Origin of the sequence: Erwinia sp. HDF1-3R (genome assembly GCF_039621855.1) — a bacterium.
Lineage (GTDB): Bacteria > Pseudomonadota > Gammaproteobacteria > Enterobacterales > Enterobacteriaceae > Erwinia.
In genome coordinates this window covers 3,157,331-3,177,830 of record NZ_CP155071.1, presented here as the reverse complement: position 1 = coordinate 3,177,830, position 20,500 = coordinate 3,157,331, and the positions used below count along the sequence as shown (strand labels likewise).

At 46.2% G+C, this 20,500-nt stretch carries 18 protein-coding genes; 10 read left to right on the top strand and 8 right to left on the bottom strand.

The features are described from left to right. The first annotated feature begins 16 nt into the window (after positions 1–16). The 7 genes from AAGR22_RS14560 to gndA all read left to right on the top strand — a co-directional run bounded on the left by AAGR22_RS14560 (position 17) and on the right by gndA (position 10,518). Positions 17–2,215, top strand: coding sequence for a methyltransferase domain-containing protein (locus AAGR22_RS14560; RefSeq protein WP_345828195.1), 2,199 nt, complete (start codon positions 17–19; stop codon positions 2,213–2,215). 26 nt (positions 2,216–2,241) lie between these two features. Next, positions 2,242–4,761: a glycosyltransferase family 1 protein gene (locus AAGR22_RS14555; protein ID WP_345828194.1), complete on the top strand. Its 2,520-nt coding sequence runs from the start codon at positions 2,242–2,244 to the stop codon at positions 4,759–4,761. A 21-nt stretch (positions 4,762–4,782) separates the two neighbouring features. Beyond that, positions 4,783–5,817 (top strand): GDP-mannose 4,6-dehydratase, encoded by a 1,035-nt coding sequence (gene gmd, locus AAGR22_RS14550; protein ID WP_345828193.1) that lies wholly within the window; start codon positions 4,783–4,785, stop codon positions 5,815–5,817. Next, positions 5,817–6,713, top strand: coding sequence for a GDP-mannose 4,6-dehydratase (locus AAGR22_RS14545; RefSeq protein WP_345828192.1), 897 nt, complete (start codon positions 5,817–5,819; stop codon positions 6,711–6,713). The genes gmd and AAGR22_RS14545 overlap by 1 nt, the downstream gene beginning before the upstream one ends. After that, complete coding sequence (locus AAGR22_RS14540; protein ID WP_345828190.1) at positions 6,713–7,855, top strand: glycosyltransferase family 1 protein; 1,143 nt, start codon at positions 6,713–6,715, stop codon at positions 7,853–7,855. Before AAGR22_RS14545 ends, AAGR22_RS14540 begins: the two co-directional genes overlap by 1 nt. A gap of 1 nt (position 7,856) precedes the next feature. Next, entirely contained in the window at positions 7,857–8,975 is a 1,119-nt protein-coding gene (locus AAGR22_RS14535; protein ID WP_345828188.1) for a glycosyltransferase family 4 protein, read from the top strand. Positions 8,976–9,111: 136 nt separating this feature from the next. Further along, on the top strand, positions 9,112–10,518 hold the full coding sequence (gene gndA, locus AAGR22_RS14530; protein WP_345828187.1) for an NADP-dependent phosphogluconate dehydrogenase: 1,407 nt from the start codon (positions 9,112–9,114) through the stop codon (positions 10,516–10,518). 53 nt (positions 10,519–10,571) lie between these two features. Here the strand turns inward: gndA and rfbA are convergent, their stop codons facing one another. Beyond that, positions 10,572–11,444: a glucose-1-phosphate thymidylyltransferase RfbA gene (rfbA, locus tag AAGR22_RS14525; protein ID WP_345828185.1), complete on the bottom strand. Its 873-nt coding sequence runs from the start codon at positions 11,442–11,444 to the stop codon at positions 10,572–10,574. After that, entirely contained in the window at positions 11,441–12,517 is a 1,077-nt protein-coding gene (gene rfbB, locus AAGR22_RS14520) for a dTDP-glucose 4,6-dehydratase (RefSeq protein ID WP_345828183.1), read from the bottom strand. The genes rfbA and rfbB overlap by 4 nt, the downstream gene beginning before the upstream one ends. Positions 12,518–12,904: 387 nt before the next feature. Between rfbB and rfbC the strand changes: the two genes are divergently transcribed. From rfbC to AAGR22_RS14505, 3 genes are all read left to right on the top strand, one after another. Beyond that, positions 12,905–13,441 (top strand): dTDP-4-dehydrorhamnose 3,5-epimerase, encoded by a 537-nt coding sequence (rfbC, locus tag AAGR22_RS14515; RefSeq protein WP_345828181.1) that lies wholly within the window; start codon positions 12,905–12,907, stop codon positions 13,439–13,441. After that, positions 13,438–14,319, top strand: coding sequence for a dTDP-4-dehydrorhamnose reductase (gene rfbD, locus AAGR22_RS14510; RefSeq protein WP_345828180.1), 882 nt, complete (start codon positions 13,438–13,440; stop codon positions 14,317–14,319). The genes rfbC and rfbD overlap by 4 nt, the downstream gene beginning before the upstream one ends. 529 nt (positions 14,320–14,848) lie before the next feature. Then, a complete protein-coding gene (locus tag AAGR22_RS14505) occupies positions 14,849–15,742 on the top strand; it encodes a Kdo hydroxylase family protein (protein ID WP_345828179.1) in 894 nt (297 codons plus the stop codon). Positions 15,743–15,827: 85 nt separating this feature from the next. On the opposite strand, the gene AAGR22_RS14500 is transcribed toward AAGR22_RS14505, so the two are convergent. The 6 genes from AAGR22_RS14500 to hisA all read right to left on the bottom strand — a co-directional run bounded on the left by AAGR22_RS14500 (position 15,828) and on the right by hisA (position 20,500). After that, the gene (locus tag AAGR22_RS14500; RefSeq protein ID WP_345828178.1) at positions 15,828–16,943 is read right to left on the bottom strand and encodes a succinylglutamate desuccinylase/aspartoacylase family protein; all 1,116 of its coding nucleotides are present in this window, start codon (positions 16,941–16,943) and stop codon (positions 15,828–15,830) included. 60 nt (positions 16,944–17,003) lie between these two features. Continuing rightward, complete coding sequence (locus tag AAGR22_RS14495; RefSeq protein WP_345828177.1) at positions 17,004–17,801, bottom strand: ABC transporter substrate-binding protein; 798 nt, start codon at positions 17,799–17,801, stop codon at positions 17,004–17,006. A 68-nt stretch (positions 17,802–17,869) separates the two neighbouring features. Continuing rightward, positions 17,870–18,346, bottom strand: a complete 477-nt coding sequence (locus tag AAGR22_RS14490) for a YbaK/prolyl-tRNA synthetase associated domain-containing protein (protein WP_067708384.1) — start codon at positions 18,344–18,346, stop codon at positions 17,870–17,872. Between the two features lie 53 nt (positions 18,347–18,399). After that, positions 18,400–19,011 (bottom strand): bifunctional phosphoribosyl-AMP cyclohydrolase/phosphoribosyl-ATP diphosphatase HisIE, encoded by a 612-nt coding sequence (gene hisIE / locus AAGR22_RS14485; RefSeq protein ID WP_067708380.1) that lies wholly within the window; start codon positions 19,009–19,011, stop codon positions 18,400–18,402. Continuing rightward, positions 19,005–19,781: an imidazole glycerol phosphate synthase subunit HisF gene (gene hisF / locus AAGR22_RS14480; RefSeq protein ID WP_345828174.1), complete on the bottom strand. Its 777-nt coding sequence runs from the start codon at positions 19,779–19,781 to the stop codon at positions 19,005–19,007. The genes hisIE and hisF overlap by 7 nt, the downstream gene beginning before the upstream one ends. Next, positions 19,763–20,500 (bottom strand): 1-(5-phosphoribosyl)-5-[(5-phosphoribosylamino)methylideneamino]imidazole-4-carboxamide isomerase, encoded by a 738-nt coding sequence (gene hisA, locus AAGR22_RS14475; RefSeq protein WP_345828173.1) that lies wholly within the window; start codon positions 20,498–20,500, stop codon positions 19,763–19,765. Before hisA ends, hisF begins: the two co-directional genes overlap by 19 nt.

Sequence of the window (20,500 nt, the reverse complement as noted above, 5' to 3'; positions counted from 1 at the left end):
AAAGGTTGTAGCATAAATGAATACTAACCTGCAGAATCTAGTGTCAGTACTGCCAGAAGTATATCAAACAATTTATGGTCATAATGAATGGGACGGTGATGTGTCCCGTGATTGTAGTGAACGCCTTGATATAATTGCTAAAAATTATTTGACCCTTTCAAAGAAACTAAATCGCCCGCTACGTGTTCTTGATTTAGGATGTGCACAAGGTTTTTTCAGCTTGAGTCTGGCGAGTCTTGGCGCTTCAGTACATGGCATTGATTTCCTCCAAGAAAATATCAACGTTTGCAATGCTCTGGCGGATGAAAACAGGACGTTAACAGTCACCTTCCAAAAAGGACGTATTGAAGAGATAATCGAGACAATTGAGCCGGGGCATTACGATTTTGTAATTGGCTTAAGCGTATTTCATCATATAGTCCATGAACACGGCATTGAAAGAGTCAAATCCTGGTTATTAAAATTGGCTAATTCTGTACATGTAATTATACTTGAACTCGCTTTGAAATCGGAACCTCTTTACTGGGCTGTCTCACAACCTACCGAGCCTAGAGAACTAATCGAGCAATGTAGTTTTTATCAGCAGATTGCACATTTCTCGACGCACTTATCGAATATTTCTCGTCCGATGTTCATTATAAGTAATGATTATCTAATTATTAACGATTACTGCGAAAAATTTTACAAATGGAGTCTTAATCCATACGAAGATGCTAACTCAGTCCATAAAGGTAGTAGACGCTACTTTTTTGGAAAAGATGTGGTATGTAAACTTTATCATTTTTCTACCTTAAGCGGAACTTTACTTCCGGCAGAAAGTGAAAGAAACTTGGTTGAACTCAAGCAAGAAATTAGCTTTTTGAAAACCCCACCCCCTGGCTTTCCAGTTCCTAAACTTTTCCTTGGTGGATTTGATGTAAATCAAGGATGGTTGGTGATGGAACGCTTTGAAGGTATACTTCTTTTAGAGCGGATCTCCCAAGAAGAAATACTTGATGTGGATGGTATTTTCTCACAACTTCTTGAACAGTTGGTAATACTCGAGAAAAATGGCTTATATCATGATGATATAAGAACGTGGAATATTTTAGTGGATGACTCAGGTGAGTTAAAGCTAATTGATTATGGTTCTATTTCTAGTCAGCCTAAAGATTGCGTATGGCCTGACAACATATTTCAATCTTTCTGTATACTTGTAAATGAAATATTGAACCCTAAATCTACTACGGGGGGCTTTTTACGTCCGGCAGCACTCAGTCCATTTAATTTACCAGAAGTTTATGCAAGCTGGTTATCTTCTTTTTGGAGCTACCCTGTTGCTGAATGGAGTTTTGCACTTCTATTAGAACTATTTCACAAAAGAAAAGAACTACCAAAAATAACAGATTTAAAAAATGGATTAGAAATTTGGATTGGTGCCTCAGAAAAAGTCACAATGCATAATCAATCCCATATACATCAGGTTGATGCTCTGATGAATGAGTGCAGAGCTCGCGTGGAGAATATTGAACTCCACCTTGAGCATGGATTAAGTGAGAAAATTGCTCAGATAAAAAAAGATAATGATATAAACATAGAGAAAATTGAGTCACAAATCAGCAGCTCTCATGGCCGTATTCAGCAGATTGAACAATTGGTGAATGAAAGCATAATACAAAAAATAGATTTCCTAAAAGAACAAGGCTTAATATTTGAAAAGGCTTTGCTTGAATATAAAAATATAATAGCATCTGATGGAAATAATCAGGAACTAACTTTATTACCACATGAAGTGTTACAGGTCAAGATAACAGAGGCTGAACAGAGGATTGATAGGCTGGCAGCCGAAAATTCAGCATTGCAAACTCAGATTCAGTTAATATTGCAAAGTCGTTCCTGGAAAATGACGGCTTGGTGGCGTACGCTTGGACATCCGATAAAAAATTTCATTGTAAAACCTAAACGCCATGTTATCAAATCTGGTACAAAGATATTTTTGATAAAGACGGCAAGTTATATAAAAAATAGACCACTACTCAAAAAAAGAGTGCTGAAAGGTCTGTCCTTTACTGGTCTATATCCATTAAGTATTAAATTATATCAGCGGGTTTTCCCTATTAATAATAGCGAGCCAATAAGCGTTGAACTACCTCAAGAAGATATTTTAACGTCCTACAAGGATAATACTCAGTTACCTTCATTGGTTGAAGAAATTTACCTGAAAATTAAAAGGTAATTTTGAACTTATTCAAGGAGAAATCTTTGCACATTTTATTAGACATGCAAAGCTGTCAATCAGAAAGCAGACTTCGGGGCATTGGGCGCTATAGTTTATCTTTGGCGAAAGCTATTATCAAAAACCCTGCTAATCATAAAGTTAGTTTATTACTAAATGGTTTATATCCAAACAATATTACCAATGCCGTAAAAGAAGAATTTAGAGGAATCATTCCTGCTGACCAAATTTATACTTTTTGTGCTCAAGGGCCAATCGCCTACCATGATCCTTCTAACCGTTCAAGGAATGTAGCGGCTAAGATAAGCCGCGATATGGCTATCGCTAATATTTCACCTGATATCATTTGTAATATGAGCTTTAGTGAAGGTTTCGTTGATGATTTTGTTGTCTCTATTTCGGAATATCCCCATGGTGCACGACAGTTTTCCATTGTATACGACCTAATACCGCTGCTCAATAAAAGTATATATCTTGTAGATCCTACTTTTAATGATTTCTATATGAAAAAATTAAAAGAATTTGAAAAAGCTGACGGATTACTTGCAATATCAGCCTCAGCTGCGAATGAAGTAATGCAGTACACCGCTGTATCTCATGAGCGTATCACTAATATATCATCGGCTATTGATGACCATTTTAAAGTAATTTCTCTAAGTGATGATGAGCAAAAAAGACTGTTAGAGAAATACAATATCCCAAATGATTTTATAATGACAATAGGGGTGCTTGAGCCTAGAAAAAATATTGAAGCCTTGATTCATGCATACGCCTTGCTTCCTGAAAGCATCAGATTGAATCATACACTGGTGTTAGCATGCCAAATAAAACCTATCGATCGTGAACGATTGTTAGGAATAGCTAAGAAGTATAGTTTGAATGATAATGATATTGCATTTACTGGCTTTATCCCAGATAAAGAGCTAATTGCCTTATATAATATTTGTAAATTATTCGTTTTTCCTTCAATTCACGAAGGCTTTGGGCTGCCTCCGCTGGAAGCAATGAGTTGTGGTGCGCCTACCATTGCATCTAACACTACGAGCCTACCAGAAGTTATGGGTTGGCATGAGGCAATGTTCGATCCTCGTGATGTAGATGAGATGTCTGAGCTAATAAAAAAAGCGCTTACTGATGAGTCATTTAATAAAGCATTAATAACTAATGGCATGAAACAGGCTGCACTTTTCTCATGGGATAATTGCGCTCAACTTGCCCTGAACGCATTTGAAAAAAGCCTCAACAACCTGCCACAAATTTCGATCTCTTCCGAAGAGGCTCTGTCAATAGCAATTAATAAGATTAACGCTCTGGATAATCCTGTTATTGAAGAAGTGGATAAGCTAGGTGTTGCATGGGCTTTAGCGAGAAACAGTTTTAAGAAACATCAAAAGAAAATATTAATTGATATTTCTGTTTTGGTACAGCATGATGCGCGAACTGGCATTCAACGCGTTGTTCGTAGTGTTCTTTCATCTATGATTGAACAGGGTTGCGAAGGTTATGAAATTCGTCCCGTGTACTGCGAGATGGGAAAACTTTTTCATTATGCGAATAAATATACTGCTGAAAAATTTGGTGTTGATTACGGTACATCAGTAGATGAACCGGCCCTGATTACTAAAGATGATATTTTCGTTGGCTTAGATCTTACTGCACATTTATTTCCTTACTTGAACAATCAGTTAGATTCAATCAGAAGAGCTGGCGCCAAAGTTTATTATATAGTATATGATTTAATCCCGCTGATTCATCCTGAATGGACTGATGTCAATGTTCGAGCTGCATTCCCTAACTGGATTTCATCACTAGTAGAACATGCTGATGGAATCGTTTGTATCTCTGAAAGTGTGGCAACAGAATTGAAGACATGGATTGTCGATAATAAAAAAAATATTAGACCGAATCCCTTTTTGCAAATTAAACATTTCCATCTGGGCGCTGATATGAGTGCCAGTTCTCCTTCTACAGGCAGACCAAAGAATGCAGACTCTTTACTTATCCAATTGAGGAAAAATCCTGTTTTTCTTATGGTAAGTACCATTGAACCGCGTAAGGGCCATTCTCAGGTTCTTGCTGCATTCGAGAATTTATGGCAACGTGGAGAGGAGTGTTCGTTAGTTATTGTTGGAAAAAAAGGTTGGGGTATTGATGAACTTACTGATAAAATTAGTACTCATGACGAACTAAACAATAAACTCTTTTGGTTGGAAGGAATAAGTGATGACTTCCTATCAGAAGTGTACGCTTTATCGCAAGCTTTAATTGTAGCATCTTTGGCCGAAGGCTTTGGTTTGCCTATAATTGAAGCTGCTCAGCAAGGATTGCCTATAATTGCAAGAGATATTCCAGTTCTCAGAGAAGTAGCTGGTGATAATGCATTTTATTTTAGTGGTAATGAACCAGAATATTTAGAATTGGCTATTTTAGAATGGCTCCAGCTCTATAAAAATAAACTTGAACCAAAATCTACCAGTATTCCGTGGCTAACATGGAGAGAAAGTACACAGCAATTATTAGCGCAACTTCCAATTAGTAAGTTGTAAATTTCGATTATAGGAGTAGTGATGAAAACTGCAGTTGTTACCGGTATAACAGGTCAGGATGGTGCTTATCTCGCTGAGCTCCTGTTGGAAAAAGGTTATAAAGTATACGGTACATACCGCCGTACCAGTTCCGTAAACTTTTGGCGAATTGAAGAATTAGGTATAAAAAACAATGCTAATCTTCATTTGGTTGAATATGATTTAACCGATCTCTCTGCAAGCATTCGCCTTTTACAGCAGAGTGGCGCGACTGAAGTCTATAACCTTGCCGCGCAAAGTTTTGTTGGGGTTTCGTTTGAACAACCATTAACGACCGCCGAAATCACGGGTATTGGTCCCGTTAACCTGCTAGAAGCTATTCGTATTGTTAATCCGAAAATTCGCTTCTACCAGGCATCTACATCGGAAATGTTTGGTAAAGTTCAGGCTATTCCGCAAAAGGAAGATACGCCATTCTATCCTCGTAGCCCGTACGGCGTTGCTAAGCTTTATGCTCACTGGATGACAATCAACTACCGTGAGAGCTATGGAATTTTTGCTTCCAGCGGCATCTTATTCAACCATGAGTCCCCGTTACGCGGCCAGGAATTTGTGACCCGTAAAATTACTGATTCAGTAGCCAAAATCAAACTTGGTAAACTTGATGTCTTAGAACTGGGTAATATGGACGCCAAGCGTGACTGGGGCTTCGCTAAAGAATATATCGAAGGCATGTGGCTAATGCTGCAAGCAGAAGAGCCTGATACCTTTGTCCTTGCGACTAATCGTACTGAAACAGTACGTGATTTCGTCTCTATGGCGTTTAAGGCTGCCGGTTTTGAACTGCGCTTTGAAGGTAAAGACGAGCAAGAAGTGGGTATTGATGTCGCAACGGGTAAAACCCTGGTACGCGTTAATCCGAAATTCTATCGTCCTGCAGAAGTAGAGCTACTAATCGGTAACCCTCAGCGCGCTAAAGATATCCTTGGATGGGAGCCTAAAACTACGCTTGAGCAACTCTGCCACATGATGGTAGAGGAAGATCTTCGTCGCAATAAACAGGGATTCTCCTTCTGATGAAAAATAATGGCAAACGTGCTTTGATCACTGGGATCAAAGGATTTACAGGCCATTATATGGCAGCGGAATTATCCGCTGCCGGATATGAAGTTTATGGTCTGGGTTCTCAAACCGATACAAAAACGCCTAATTATTTTTCTGTTGATCTAACCAACGTTGAACAGGTCAATAATGCTTTAGCAAGTATTAATCCTGATGTGGTTGTTCATCTGGCCGCTATTGCCTTTGTTGGTCACGCAGATACAAATAATTTTTATCAGGTAAATGTTAGTGGTACACGCAACCTACTTGTAGCGCTTTCATCACTGCCTGTAAAACCTTCTTCGGTACTTATTGCAAGTAGCGCAAATGTATATGGTAATACTACGGCGGGTAAGCTAAATGAAGCAACTCCCTTCAATCCCGCTAATGATTATGCTATTAGTAAGGTTGCAATGGAGTATGTAGTCGGATTGTTTAAGGACAAGCTTCGCATTAATATTGTCAGGCCTTTCAATTATACTGGTTATGGTCAAGCTGATAATTTCCTCGTGCCTAAAATAGTTAAGCATTTCAAAGAAAAGCAGAACGTTATAGAGCTGGGTAACATCGATGTTTGGCGAGACTTTTCAGATGTCCGATTTGTCGTATCATGTTATCGGAAAATCCTGGATTCTTCCTGCGAAAACCAGACAATAAATGTAGCATCTGGTGAGATGGTTTCTTTAAGAAATATTATTGATATATGTCAGAAGATCACCAGCCATAATCTGGCGATAAAAGTAAACCCTGCTTTTGTCAGAGAAAATGAAATAAAAGAACTGTGCGGTGACATAACTAGACTTTCAGAAGTTATTTCTTCGTGTGAACCCATTCCATTAGAGAAAACGCTTCGCTGGATGCTGGAAATTTAATGTTAAAGGTCATTCTCTCTACTGATTGTATTAAGTATCCACTGACTGGCATAGGAAAATATGCTTTTGAACTGGGAAGAAAGCTGCAGGATAACTGTGAAATAAGCGATCTGGTTTTTTTGAATGGCCTGAAAATATCTCATACTTTACCCGTTGCTGCTGAAACCAGCAAAGCTGCTGAAGGTCTTAAGCGTAAGCTACAAAAAAGTAAGATAGTCAGTGATATTTATCGCATGACTTTCCCATGGTTGAAAAGCCAGGCTATTAAGAATTATCGCGAATATATATTTCATAGCCCGAATTATTACATACCGCCGGGTACACCTAATGCGGTATCAACGTTTCATGACCTCTCTGTTTTCCACTGGCCTGAGTTTCATCCTAAAGGGCGCGTGCATTTAATGCAGAAAGAATTAGTCAAAACGATGAAGCGCGCTAAAATTCTACTAACAGATTCAGACTATACGCGTAATGAACTTGCTGAATATTTCGATTTTGATATATCTAAAATTATCACAGCCCCTCTGGCTAGTAGCGGCGAGTTTTTCCCACGTAACAAAGCTGATATTTCTTCGGTTTTAAACCGGTTCGGACTTATCGATAAAAAGTATCTTCTTTATACCGGCACTATTGAACCCCGCAAGAATGTTCTAACATTACTTCAGGCTTATGAGATGTTGAGTAGCAAGATTAAGAAAGAATACCCTTTGGTAATTAGCGGTTACAAGGGGTGGGAAAATGAAAACTTGCTCAAACTGTTTGATAAAGGTCAGCGAGAAGGTTGGCTTAAATACCTTGGATTCACGCCTTCTCATGACCTGCCGTTCTTGTTTTCAGGTGCTAAGGCCTTTATTTTCCCGTCAATATATGAAGGGTTTGGTCTTCCAGTATTAGAGGCTATGGCTTCAGGTACCCCAGTGATATGTTCTGATGCTACTTCTTTACCTGAGGTTGTCGGTTCAGCCGCACTTCTTGCATCGCCTATGGATGTGGAAGCATTCACAAATTTTATTAATAAGGTCATTGATGACCCAGTTTGTGAAGAAGAAATGATCAGGGACGGATTTGCGCAGGCTGGTAAGTTTTCCTGGCAACGATGTGCTGATAAAACAATAGAGGCATATAAAAAGGCTTTAGAATAACATGATCAAAGTATTGCACTGCTATAAAACCTATTATCCTGATTCATTCGGTGGAATAGAGCAGGTCATTTACCAACTTTCAGAGGGCGGAAACGCGGTTGGGATACAATCTACTGTTTTCACGCTCAGTCAGAACCCTACAGAAAAAATCGAAAAGCTTGATAATCACTACGTTTTCAGAGCCAAAACAACGTTTGATATCGCTTCAACCCCTTTCTCATTTTCAGCAATAAGTCAGTTCAAAGAGCTTGCCGCAGACGCCGACCTTATACACTATCATTTTCCATTCCCCTTTATGGATATGCTACATTTCCTGGCGGGGATAAAAAAACCCTCGGTAGTAAGTTATCACTCAGATATTGTTAAACAAAAGGCTCTTCTTAGATTTTATACTCCTTTAATGAATCACTTTCTATCCCGAGTGAATCGTGTAATTTCCGCTTCTCCAAATTATGCTGAAAGTAGTTCAGTGCTTCAACAGATCAAACAAAAGGTTGACGTTATTCCTTATGGTCTGGATAAAAATTCTTATCTAAGAAATGAAAATGAGAGGATTGATTATTGGTCAGATAAATATCCGGATGGTTTCTTCCTTTTCGTGGGTGCTTTTAGATATTACAAAGGATTGCATACTCTTATTGAAGCCGCAAAACTTTCCACCTGGCCAATTGTTCTAATCGGATCGGGGCATGTTGAACAAAGTCTTAAGGATCAGGCCGCAGAACTCGGGGTCAAAAACATTCATTTTATCGGTGCCTTATCCGATGCAGATAAAGCCGCTTTACTTAAACTGTCTACATGTCTGGTTTTTCCCTCTCATTTAAGATCTGAAGCATTCGGTATTTCTCTTTTAGAAGGTGCAATGTATTCAAAGCCATTGATCTCCTGTGAGATAGGTACAGGTACTACATTTATCAACATTGATGGTGAGACTGGTATAGCGATACCTCCTTCAGACCCTATTGCACTTCGAAAAGCGATGGATTTTATATGGGACAATCCAGATAAAGCAATTCTATATGGTCAGGCCGCACACAAGAGATTTGAAAACCTTTTCACCGCAGAAACTATGGTTAATCACTATGCGGATTTATATCGTCAACTATTAAAAGCTGATTAATAAAATCAGACAATTTCGCCTCGGCCAATCGCACCAATCACTACCTTTAATCGACTCACCTGAGTTAACATAGACATCACTTTTACACGCGACGCGCCTGTAAGCTTCGCGAGTGACCTTTAGACAGGAGTATGTAATGTCCAAGCAACAGATCGGCGTTGTAGGTATGGCTGTTATGGGCCGTAACCTGGCTCTCAACATTGAAAGCCGCGGCTATACCGTATCCATCTTTAACCGCTCTCGCGAAAAGACTGATGAAGTTATCGCTGAGAACGAAGGTAAAAAGCTGGCTCCATACTACAGTATCGAAGAGTTTGTTGACTCCCTTGAGAAGCCCCGTCGTATCCTGCTGATGGTTCAGGCAGGCGAAGCAACTGACAAAACTATCGCTTCCCTGACCCCACACCTTGATAAAGGCGATATCCTGATCGACGGCGGTAACACCTTCTACAAAGACACCATTCGCCGTAACCGCGAGCTGTCCGAGCAGGGCTTTAACTTCATTGGTACCGGCGTATCAGGTGGGGAAGAAGGGGCGCTGAAAGGCCCATCGATCATGCCTGGCGGTCAGAAAGAAGCTTATGAGCTGGTTGCCCCTATCCTGGATAAGATTGCTGCTCGCGCTGAAGGTGAAGCCTGCGTTGCCTATATCGGTCCGGACGGTGCGGGTCACTACGTTAAGATGGTTCATAATGGGATTGAGTATGGTGATATGCAGCTTATCGCAGAAGCCTACTCATTGCTGAAAAATGCCCTGAACCTGAGCAATGAAGATTTGGCTAAGACCTTCAGCCAGTGGAATGAAGGCGAACTGAATAGCTATCTGATCGACATTACCAAAGACATCTTCACCAAAAAAGACGAAGACGGTAAGTACCTGGTTGATGTGATTCTGGATGAAGCCGCCAACAAAGGCACCGGTAAGTGGACCAGTCAGAGCTCACTGGATCTTGGCGAGCCACTGTCGCTGATCACTGAGTCCGTGTTTGCCCGCTATCTCTCCTCGCTGAAAACTCAGCGCGTAGCGGCTTCAAAAGTACTGAGCGGCCCGACGGTTAAAGCCCTTACGGGTGATAAAGCTGAGTTTATCGAGAAAGTACGTCGTGCACTCTATCTGGGTAAAATCGTTTCTTATGCTCAGGGCTTCTCCCAGCTTAAAGCAGCGTCAACCGAGAATAACTGGGATCTTAACTACGGTGAGATTGCTAAAATCTTCCGTGCAGGCTGCATTATCCGCGCACAGTTCCTGCAGAAGATCACTGATGCTTATGCAGAGAATGCCGACATCGCAAACCTGCTGCTGGCACCTTACTTCAAAAATATCGCTGACGAGTACCAGCAGGCGCTGCGTGACGTTGTGGCCTATGCGGTTCAGAACGGTATCCCAACGCCAACCTTCTCTGCTGCTATCGCTTATTACGACAGTTACCGTTCAGCAGTACTGCCAGCTAACCTGATTCAGGCTCAGCGCGACTACTTTGGTGCACATACCTATAAACGCATCGACAAAGACGGTGTGTTCCATACTGAGTGGCTTGATTAATCTAAAGCCTCTTAACTGATTATTATAACCACAGTATTTACTGTGGTTTTTTTTTAATCTCTTTCATTAATAAGGCTGGTCAGATAGTGCCCATACGAAGTTTTGGCCATCATTTCTGCCTGCTGTAGAACCTGCTCGTTGCTCAGCCACCCTTTTCGCCATGCTATTTCTTCAAGACATGCTACTTTCATTCCCTGCCTTTCTTCGATGGTGTGAATGAACTGCGAGGCTTTGATAAGACTGTCATGCGTACCTGTATCTAGCCATGCAAAACCCCGCCCAAGTAGTTCTACTTTAAGTTGCCCCTTTTCCAGATACATTTCATTGAGCGTAGTAATTTCGAGTTCTCCGCGATGGGATGGAGTGACCTGTTTTGCCATCTCGACAACATCCTTGTCATAAAAGTAAAGGCCCGTGACTGCCCAGTGTGATTTGGGTTTTAGGGGCTTTTCTTCTATAGACAGAGCTTTATAATTCTCATCAAACTCAACTACACCAAAGCGCTCGGGATCCATAACCCGGTAGGCGAATATTGAAGCCCCCTGATTCATATCTGACAGAGTGAGTAATTTCTGTCCAAAGCTTTGCCCAAAAAATATATTGTCCCCTAAAATCAGAGCACATGAGTCGCCTGCAATAAACTCTTCGCCAATAATGAAAGCCTGGACCAGACCATCAGGTGAAGGCTGGACTGCAAACTGTAATTTAACGCCAAATTGAGAGCCATCGCCTAGTAATCTCTTGAATGACTGCATGTCATCTGGCGTTGTAATGATTAGTATGTCTCTAATCCCGGCCAGCATAAGTACTGAAAGAGGATAATAGATCATTGGCTTATCATAAATCGGCAGCAGCTGCTTCGAAATTCCGCGTGTTATGGGGTAAAGGCGTGTACCTGAACCGCCAGCAAGTATGATGCCTTTCATAAAACTCCTTGAGATAATTGATTTTCACGCTGGTCCATATAGGCACCCGACTGAATAGGTTGCCACCAATCCTGATGCGTAAGATACCACTCAAGAGTTTTACGTAATCCGCTCTCAAAGGTCTCAAGGGGTTTCCAGCCGAGTTCCTGCTCTATCTTCCTGGCATCAATGGCATAGCGCATATCGTGTCCGGGACGATCGGTAACGAAGGTAATAAGAGACTCGAAACTTTCAATATTGTTCGGTTTATTGACTATCAGCTCATCAAGAAGAGTACAGATTGTTCTTACAACGTCAATATTCCTTTTCTCATTATGGCCACCAATATTATAGGTTTCACCGATTCTACCGTCGCTAACAACCTTATAAAGTGCACGAGCATGATCTTCCACGTAAAGCCAGTCTCTTATTTGTAATCCAGCACCGTAAACAGGTAAGGGTTTACCCGCCAGCGCATTTAAGATCACTAAAGGAATTAATTTTTCAGGAAAATGATAGGGTCCGTAATTATTTGAACAGTTGGTTATTACAACGGGTAGGCCATACGTTCTGTGCCATGCACGCACTAGATGGTCGCTCGCCGCCTTCGAGGCTGAGTAAGGGCTACTGGGTGCATAAGGCGTTGTTTCCTTGAACAGTTCGTCTGTATCGTTTAAATCACCATAAACTTCGTCGGTCGAAATATGATGAAAACGAAACCCAGCTCTATCATCCGTTGACAGCTGATTATAATAATTGCGTACAACTTCAAGAAGGCAATAGGTACCCAATATATTAGTTTGTATAAAGTCTGCTGGCCCATGAATAGAACGATCAACATGACTCTCTGCAGCCAGATGCATGACGGCGTCAGGCTTGAAGTGCGCAATAGCTTTTTCCATTGCTGTGCTGTCACAGATATCTGCCTGAAGAAAATGGTAGCGAGGATGATCGGCTACTGAGGCCAATGAGTCCAGGTTACCGGCATAGGTCAGTTTATCGACTACAAAGACCCTATTTTCAGTATCGTTGATCAAATGCCTTACCACGGCAGATCCGATAAAACCTGCACCGCCTGTAACCATAATATTCATGAATTACCTACTTGCCATTTTGATGAATTGACCAGAATGCCCAGGCCAGACCGGGTATTTTAGTCATTTGTCACCCGGCGTCCGATTTCGGTCCATCATAACAACAACGCATATATTGGTGAAGCTTGATGATTGATGTCATCAAGCTTCAGAAATTTTCGCCAGGTTGTCATGCGTTTGCATAAAGCGGATCCTCTGATGCTGTAGAATTTTGCGCTCTTTAGCTTTTTTCTATATTATTCAGTAGGTTATTTTTTTTAGAAAATTTTACTACCGTATGGCCAGCCAATGCCGATACTAAGTCAAATGTTATGCAAATCTGAGCACAACCTGTAGAGATTTCAGCGGCTCTCATTCACGACTTTATGATTGACTAACGGTGCCTAAATGAATGTTATTGAATCGCGCATAGATGGCGTAAAGCTTCTCCATCCCAGAGTATTCGAGGACGAAAGAGGTTTCTTCCTTGAAACTTATACAAAAGAGAGCTACCAGCAAATATTAAATACCGAGCTGAATTTTGTGCAGGATAATCATTCCCGCTCCTATAAGCACGTTTTGCGGGGTCTCCATTTTCAGACCTCACGTCCTCAGGGGAAGCTGGTGAGGGTGGTGCGGGGGAAAGTTTTTGATGTGGCAATCGATATCCGTCCAGAATCTCCAACGTTTGGGCAGTGGGAAGGCGTGTATCTGGATGAAGCGGATAAAGCGCAGTTCTGGCTTCCTCCGGGCCTTGCACACGGCTTCGTTGTCCTGTCTGACTATGCGGATTTCGAATACAAATGTACCGACTACTACGACCCTGCAGGGGAGGCGTGTCTTCTGTGGAACGATCCCGATATCGGTATTGAGTGGCCAGTTGAATCACCCCTTTTATCCCCAAAGGATGCGCAGGGTAAGCTATTTAAGGAGATATTTCGATGAGGGTATTTTTAACCGGTGCAGCAGGTCAGGTGGGGAAATGTTTCCAGAGTTTGGTTAATAAAACCTATCCTAATGTTACTTTATTAGCGACTGATCGTAATCAGTTGGATATTACTGATGAAAGGGCAGTCGAGGCTATCATCGCGGTGTTCAAACCCGATGTCATCATCAATGCTGCGGCCTATACGGCTGTCGATCGGGCTGAAAGTGAACGTCAGCTTGCGTTTGCGGTGAATGCGCAAGCGGTGGGACATCTCGCGAGAGCAGCGAAAAAACATCATGTGCATTTGATCCATATATCAACTGACTATGTTTTCAGCGCTGAAGCGTATACGCCTATAAAAGAGGATCACCCGTGTCAGCCACAAAATATCTATGGACTCAGTAAACTGGCTGGTGAAAGTGAAGCTATGGCCTGTCCGCATGCCACTATCATCAGAACGTCCTGGGTTTTTAGCGAATTTGGTAATAACTTTTTGAAAACGATGCTGCGCCTGGCGGATACCCACCCTACAATCAATGTGGTTGCCGATCAAATTGGATGCCCGACTTACGCCGGAGATATCGCTTCACTGCTCATGAAGATAATTTTTTCCCCTGAAAAGCCGCAGGGTATTTACCATTACTGTGGTAGCGGGGCGGTGAGTTGGTATGATTTTGCCAGGGTTATTCTGGAACAGGCCTGGTCAGATAAAATGATCGCCGTTAAGCCAGCATTAAATGCGATAACGACCGAACACTATCAGACACCCGCAAAGAGACCGTTGTACTCTGTGCTTAATACCGGGAAAATTTCTGTTTCTGGATTTCCACCAGAACCCTGGTTGAAATCAGTGCCAGTCGTACTGGCCCAACTTAGGAAAGGGTCTCAGCTGTAGTCTTTTAAGCGATCGAGGATGCTTAATACCAACCATGGCGTGTCACCTGCAGAGGGATACAACAAAGTCGATTCCTATCAATCAGTGCCAACGAAATTGTCGGCCCTGATTAGTTAAGCCCGCTTTTCTACCCATTAAGGTTAGGCTGCATGCTACCCTGCCGTCGTCAGTTCTGTGTCTCTCCCGATCTCGACATGCGCCAACCAATGTAAATCCCAGAGCTAAAAAAACTTCAAGCCGGGTCTACTCCCTTCACTATCTCTGTAAATCATATGGGCCTAATTGAACAGGCGAGCGGTAATGCAGTCTGTAATATTAACCCAATGTTACTTTATGATTTTGTGCGTTTTAAATTACTACTAAATGTTACGTTTAGGTTCTGTTTAACTACTAATCCGCGTTCTTATTATACTTGCCTTAACCTTTTACATTATGAATTGACCGCTTTATTAAATTCGTATTTTAAAAATAAATATCCCGGAAGCATGAGTTAAATATAACCATCGGGATAATTGGCAAGGACATTGATATGTCGGATACAAGCATCTCTCTTAATACCGCTACGCTTACTCATCCGCTTTCCCGATGGGGGGCCGAGCGCGCCGAATCCGTTGTTGGCGAGCTGGAACAGGGCAAAGTGATTTATCTGCCACAGCTGGCATTCGCGCTGACCGGGCAGGAACTGGCATTATTGGATCCCGCCATTGTTGATCCTAAGCGTAAGAACATTAGCTATCAGCCTTTGAAGGATAAGCTTACCGGCGTTGCCGCCGCTGAGCAGGAACCGGCCGTGCGGGCGCTGCTTAAGCGCCATTACCAGTCCAGTTTGCAGCTGATCGCTGCTATTCTTCCCGAATATAAGCAGGTGCTGCATACGCCCACTAACAGCCTTCGCGTTCATCCGGTTAAGGCATGGTCGCAAAGTACCTCGTGGCGCAAAGACGACAGTCGTCTGCACGTCGATGCGTTTCCTTCCCGCCCCAATTATGGCGAGCGGATCCTGCGTATTTTTACCAACATTCATCCAGCCGGTGAAAGCCGTAACTGGCGGGTGGGCGAGACATTCCCGTCGCTGGCCGCACGCTTCTTACCACGTCTGAAATCCTACTCGCCGTTGAGCAGCTGGCTGCAAGATGCTGTAGGCATCACCAAAAGCCGCCGCAGCCACTACGATCATCTGATGCTGCAAATGCATGACGCCATGAAGGCTGATACTGATTACCAGAAGCAGGGTCCACAGGTGGCCATCGACTTCCCTACGGGCAGTAGCTGGATCTGCTTCTCAGACCAAACGCCGCATGCGGCGATGGGCGGCCAGTTCATGCTGGAGCAAACCTTTCTGCTGCCGGTTGATGCGATGCAGAACCCCCAGCATTCGCCGTTACGGGTGCTGGAAGGGTTGCTGGGTAAGCCGTTAATTTAATAATCAAGAAGGTGAGCTGAGATGGGCTACAGGGCAAGGCCTGTAGCCGGTCAGCGGGAAGGGCAGGCGAGCGTTAGCAAAGCCCTCAGGGCACCAGCAAATCCCCCTCGCGGCAGGCTTCATCCCCTGCCAGACGGGTCACCAGCATACCGGCGGTGGCGAACCGTCCTCCGTTGCGTGCATAAAGTCTGCCGCCAAATGCGGCGGTTAGCGGCGTAAGCGTGTCCGTTAACGGGTCGAGGATATCGGCGACCACCTCGCCCGGCATAATCCACTCACCCAGGCTGCGGCGATGAAGTATCACGCCGGAGTGGGGCGCCGTGATGTATTCGCAGCCTGCCAGCGGCACGGCGGGATGCGGCAGCGCCGGCAGGGCGGGTGCTACACCATAAATAAACCCGCCCAGGGTCAGGGCGCTGATTATCGCATCGGCGTCTTTCTCTGCCTGAATATGACTGACATCTCTGACGCCCCGCAGCTCCAGCGTCACCGGCAGTAGCCCGTCGGGTAGCGGAAAGCGGTCGCCCAGGGTGCGCAGCAGATATTGCCAGGGTTCGCAGCAGGCTTCATCAAAAGGTTCGCCGCCCGATACCTCGGCGATCAGCTGCACCTCGCTGCCTATATAGCGCGCCAGCGGTTCGATGGCGGGCCAGGCCTGTGGCGTGGTGTAGAGATGCGGCAGGGCTTCCCAGTCGCAGTGCAGATCAATCATCAGGTCCGCCTTACAGGCCATCTGCATCAGCGTATGCCGCTGAGAGGCCAGCTCGGTGACCGGAGGGTGACTGTTGAAGTAGTCATCTATCGCCTGGCGGATTAGCAGGCGATTCTGCTCAGGATCCTGCGTTAGCCGCTGCGTCAGCTGGGCGGCAAGGGCGGGGCCGAGCGCCGGAAACTGGCGATTAAAATCCTGCCCCGAGGCGGTATCAAAGCGTCCCAGGTGTGTGCCATGCCAGTGCTGTCCGAGGGCTATCGGGTTGGCAACCGGCACCAGGGTTATCTGCGCCGCCAGCCGGTCATCGGATTCCAGCGCCAGCAGCTTCTGTTTTAAATACCAGGCCACCGCCACGCCCGGCAGCTCATCGCCGTGTAGCGCGGCCTGAATATAGACCTGACGGGATGAGGGGTTGCCAAAATGGTAGCTGATGATTTCACGCTGGGTTCCCAGCGAGGCGCTGAGCAGAGGGTGGTGGCGCTGTTGCATGGGTAGATTCGCTTTCAGAGGAGTGAAGAGCCGCAACCCGCAGGTGCGGCTCAGAGGCTGTTACTGTTTTACCGAGATATCAGTCGCAAAATAGCGCTTCTGGATTGTATCGAAGGTGCCGTTTTTGCGGATTTCTGCATAAGCATTGTCTATAGCGGTTTTCAATTCAGTATCGCCCTTACGCAGGCCGATGGCGGTGCCCGGACCGATAAGCGGATCCTCAACCACCGGACCGGCCAGCGCAAAATCCTGACCCTGCGGACGCTTCAGGAAGCCAATTGCGGCCTGGGCGGCGTCGGTGAAGACCGCATCAAGACGGCCAGACACCAGATCGCTCTCCACCTGAGCCTGGTCGCCGTAGGGCACCACGTTGACGCCATACGGCTGCCATTTAGCACGGGCATAGCGTTCCTGAATTGTTCCCTGCTCCACGCCAACGGTTTTACCCTTAAGTGACCCGGCGGTAGGGAGCAGACCGGAGCCTTTACGGGCAATCAGCTGGACGTGGGTATCGTACAGCGGGACGCTAAAATCGATCTGCTTCATGCGCTCTTCGGTGATGCCCATATCCGACAGAATGCCGTCAAACTTCCGCGCCTTCAGCGCCGGGATCATCCCGTCAAACTGATTCTCGACCCATACGCACTTAGCCTGCATCTGTTCGCAGAGGGCGTTGCCGAGATCGATATCAAAACCGACCAGCTTGCCCTGTGGCGTCTTCGACTCAAAGGGTGGGTAGCTCGGGTCAACCGCGAAGCGAACCTGTTCAATTTTAGCCTGAGCGCCGAATGCACAACCGGCCATAACCATCAGGGCGGCCGCCTGGCGCAGACGGGTAGAAAGCGAGAATTTTGCCATAAGTCCTTTCTTATCAATAAGTTTACGCAAGTTAACAGATTAACCGCCCTATGGCGGCCCGTGAATCGCTATTTAATAATGTTTGCCCGTTCGCAGGACGCAACGCGCTGGTAGTCCTGCACGTTAAGCACCATGGATTTTTCCAGCAGTCCGGCATTAAAAGCAATCTCAGTGTTACGCTCGAAAAGCGCAGGATCGACCACCAGTTTTAGCTCCTCATGGAAGCTGAACGGCGGGATAGCCCCGAAGACGCAGCCGGTCAGACGATCCACCTCTGGCGGGCTGGCCAGTGACGCGCGCAGACCGCCTACCGCTCTGGCGACCTTGCTTAAATCTGCCTGCTCATCGGCGGGAAGGACGGCCAGCACGTACTGCTTTATGCCGTTCCCCTTGATATGACAAACCAGCGCCTTGGCGCCCTGACCGACGGTGGTGCCGCGGATGGCTGCCACCTCTTCACATTTTCCGGTGGGCTCATGCTCCATCAGTGTATAGCTGGCCTGCTGACTGTCGAGCAGGGCGGTAAGTTTCTCGAAGGTGCTCATCGGTGTCCCCAATGTGGAAGGCCGGTTGCCCGGCCTTATCGGTGAAATCTGGCTTATTTATGACGCTGGCGCAGGTTGTTAATGACCGTGCTGAGATCCAAATCCTGATCCTGTAGCAGCACCAGCAGATGATAAATCAGGTCGGAGGCTTCATTGGTCAGTTCATGACGGTCATTGACGGTAGCCGCCAGCGCCGTTTCCACACCTTCTTCGCCTACCTTCTGCGCGATACGCTTGGTGCCGCTGGCATACAGGCTGGCGGTATAGGAGCTTTTGGGATCCGCGTGCTTACGCTCTGCCAGCAGCTGTTCAAGCTGATACAGAAAGCTCCAGTCTGATGCCGCGGGGGAGAAGCAGCTGGATGTGCCAAGATGGCAGGTTGGGCCAACAGGATTAACCAGCAGCAGCAGCGTGTCGTTATCGCAGTCCGGCGTGATACTGACCACGTTGAGGACATTTCCTGAGGTTTCCCCCTTGGTCCACAGCCGCTGTTTAGTGCGCGACCAGAAGGTCACCTGCCCGCTTTCAAGCGTTTTACTGAGCGCCTCCTGGTTCATATAACCGTGCATCAGCACTTCACCCGAAACGGCATGCTGCACGATGGCCGGCATCATGCCGTCGGTTTTGACCCAGTCCAGCTGGTCTGTCTGTTGTTGAGTTAACACGCGCGAATCTCCACACCTTTTTCAATCAGAAACTTTTTCAGCTCAGCGATATTGATAATTTGCTTATGGAATACCGAAGCCGCCAGCGCGCCGTCCACATCGGCATCGCGGAAGGCCTGGTGGAAATGTTCCATAGTGCCCGCCCCGCCAGAGGCGATCAGCGGCACGTTGCAAACCTCACGCACCTTTTTCAGCTGCACCAGATCGTAGCCATTACGCACGCCGTCCTGATTCATCATATTTAAGACGATCTCACCCGCGCCGCGCTTTTGTACTTCCTGTACCCAGTCCAGCGTCTGCCAGGTCGTGACCTGCGTACGGCGTTCGTCACCGGTATACTGGTTGACCTGATACTGCCCGCTCTCCGCGTCGAACCAGGTGTCAATACCCACCACAATGCACTGCACGCCGAAGCGATCTGCCAGGCGGGTAATCAGCTCCGGATCGGCCAGCGCCGGGGAGTTGATGGAAATTTTGTCTGCGCCGAAGGAGAGGATCTGCGCCGCGTCTTCAATCGTCTTAATGCCGCCCGCCACGCAAAAAGGGATATCAATGACTTCCGCTACGCGAGAGACCCAGCTTTTATCCACCACGCGGCCATCGGACGACGCGGTAATATCATAGAAGACCAGCTCATCGGCCCCTTCCGCCGCGTAGCGCTGCGCCAGCGGCACGATATCGCCGATAATTTCATGATTGCGAAACTGCACGCCTTTGACGACCTGGCCGTCTCGCACGTCCAGGCAGGGGATTATCCGTTTTGCCAGCATGAAATGGCCTCCGTTACGGTGAATTTATTCTCAAGCAGGGCGCGGCCAACAATGACGCCCTGTGCTCCGCTGCCGCGCAGGGCAGCAATATCGTTAAGTGAACCAATACCGCCGGAAGACTGGAAGGCAACCGACGGATAGCGAGCGGAGACTTCGCGATAGAGCGCCACGTTCGATCCGCTGAGCGTACCGTCGCGGGAGATATCGGTGCACAGTACGTGCTTCAGGCCTACCGCCTCAAACTGCCCAATCACCTCTTCAAGCGTGACGCCAGCCGCTTCCTGCCAGCCGCTGATCGCCACCTCTTTACGGTTATCGGCATCGATGCGCACGTCCAGCGCCAGCACAATGGCTTCAGCGCCGTATTCTTTGAACCAGCTCTGCACCGCTTCCGGCTCTTTTATCGCCGTTGAGCCGACCACAACGCGGGTGGCACCCGCTTCCAGCAGCGCGTCAACGTCGCGACGGCTGCGGATACCGCCGCCCACCTGAACCGGTACGCTGACGCCCGCCAGCAGTTTTTTTAGCAGCGGGATCTGCCGTGCGGCGGGATCCTTCGCGCCGGTCAGATCCACCAGGTGCAGCACGCTGGCCCCTTCGGCCTCATATGCCTGCAGGCGCGGCAGGGGATCGCTGCCGTAGTCGCGCTGCTGGCCGTAGTCGCCCTGATGCAGACGCACGACCTTGCCCTCAATCAAATCTAATGCGGGAATAATCAT

Coding starts and splice junctions, on each gene's coding strand:
- gmd (WP_345828193.1), top strand. CDS start 4,783: ATGAAAACTGCAGTTGTTACCGGTATAACAGGTCAGGATGGTGCTTAT.
- AAGR22_RS14535 (WP_345828188.1), top strand. CDS start 7,857: ATGATCAAAGTATTGCACTGCTATAAAACCTATTATCCTGATTCATTC.
- rfbB (WP_345828183.1), bottom strand. CDS start 12,517: ATGAATATTATGGTTACAGGCGGTGCAGGTTTTATCGGATCTGCCGTG.
- AAGR22_RS14540 (WP_345828190.1), top strand. CDS start 6,713: ATGTTAAAGGTCATTCTCTCTACTGATTGTATTAAGTATCCACTGACT.
- AAGR22_RS14545 (WP_345828192.1), top strand. CDS start 5,817: ATGAAAAATAATGGCAAACGTGCTTTGATCACTGGGATCAAAGGATTT.
- hisA (WP_345828173.1), bottom strand. CDS start 20,500: ATGATTATTCCCGCATTAGATTTGATTGAGGGCAAGGTCGTGCGTCTG.
- hisF (WP_345828174.1), bottom strand. CDS start 19,781: ATGCTGGCAAAACGGATAATCCCCTGCCTGGACGTGCGAGACGGCCAG.
- AAGR22_RS14490 (WP_067708384.1), bottom strand. CDS start 18,346: ATGAGCACCTTCGAGAAACTTACCGCCCTGCTCGACAGTCAGCAGGCC.
- gndA (WP_345828187.1), top strand. CDS start 9,112: ATGTCCAAGCAACAGATCGGCGTTGTAGGTATGGCTGTTATGGGCCGT.
- AAGR22_RS14500 (WP_345828178.1), bottom strand. CDS start 16,943: ATGCAACAGCGCCACCACCCTCTGCTCAGCGCCTCGCTGGGAACCCAG.
- rfbC (WP_345828181.1), top strand. CDS start 12,905: ATGAATGTTATTGAATCGCGCATAGATGGCGTAAAGCTTCTCCATCCC.
- AAGR22_RS14505 (WP_345828179.1), top strand. CDS start 14,849: ATGTCGGATACAAGCATCTCTCTTAATACCGCTACGCTTACTCATCCG.
- AAGR22_RS14560 (WP_345828195.1), top strand. CDS start 17: ATGAATACTAACCTGCAGAATCTAGTGTCAGTACTGCCAGAAGTATAT.
- rfbA (WP_345828185.1), bottom strand. CDS start 11,444: ATGAAAGGCATCATACTTGCTGGCGGTTCAGGTACACGCCTTTACCCC.
- rfbD (WP_345828180.1), top strand. CDS start 13,438: ATGAGGGTATTTTTAACCGGTGCAGCAGGTCAGGTGGGGAAATGTTTC.
- AAGR22_RS14495 (WP_345828177.1), bottom strand. CDS start 17,801: ATGGCAAAATTCTCGCTTTCTACCCGTCTGCGCCAGGCGGCCGCCCTG.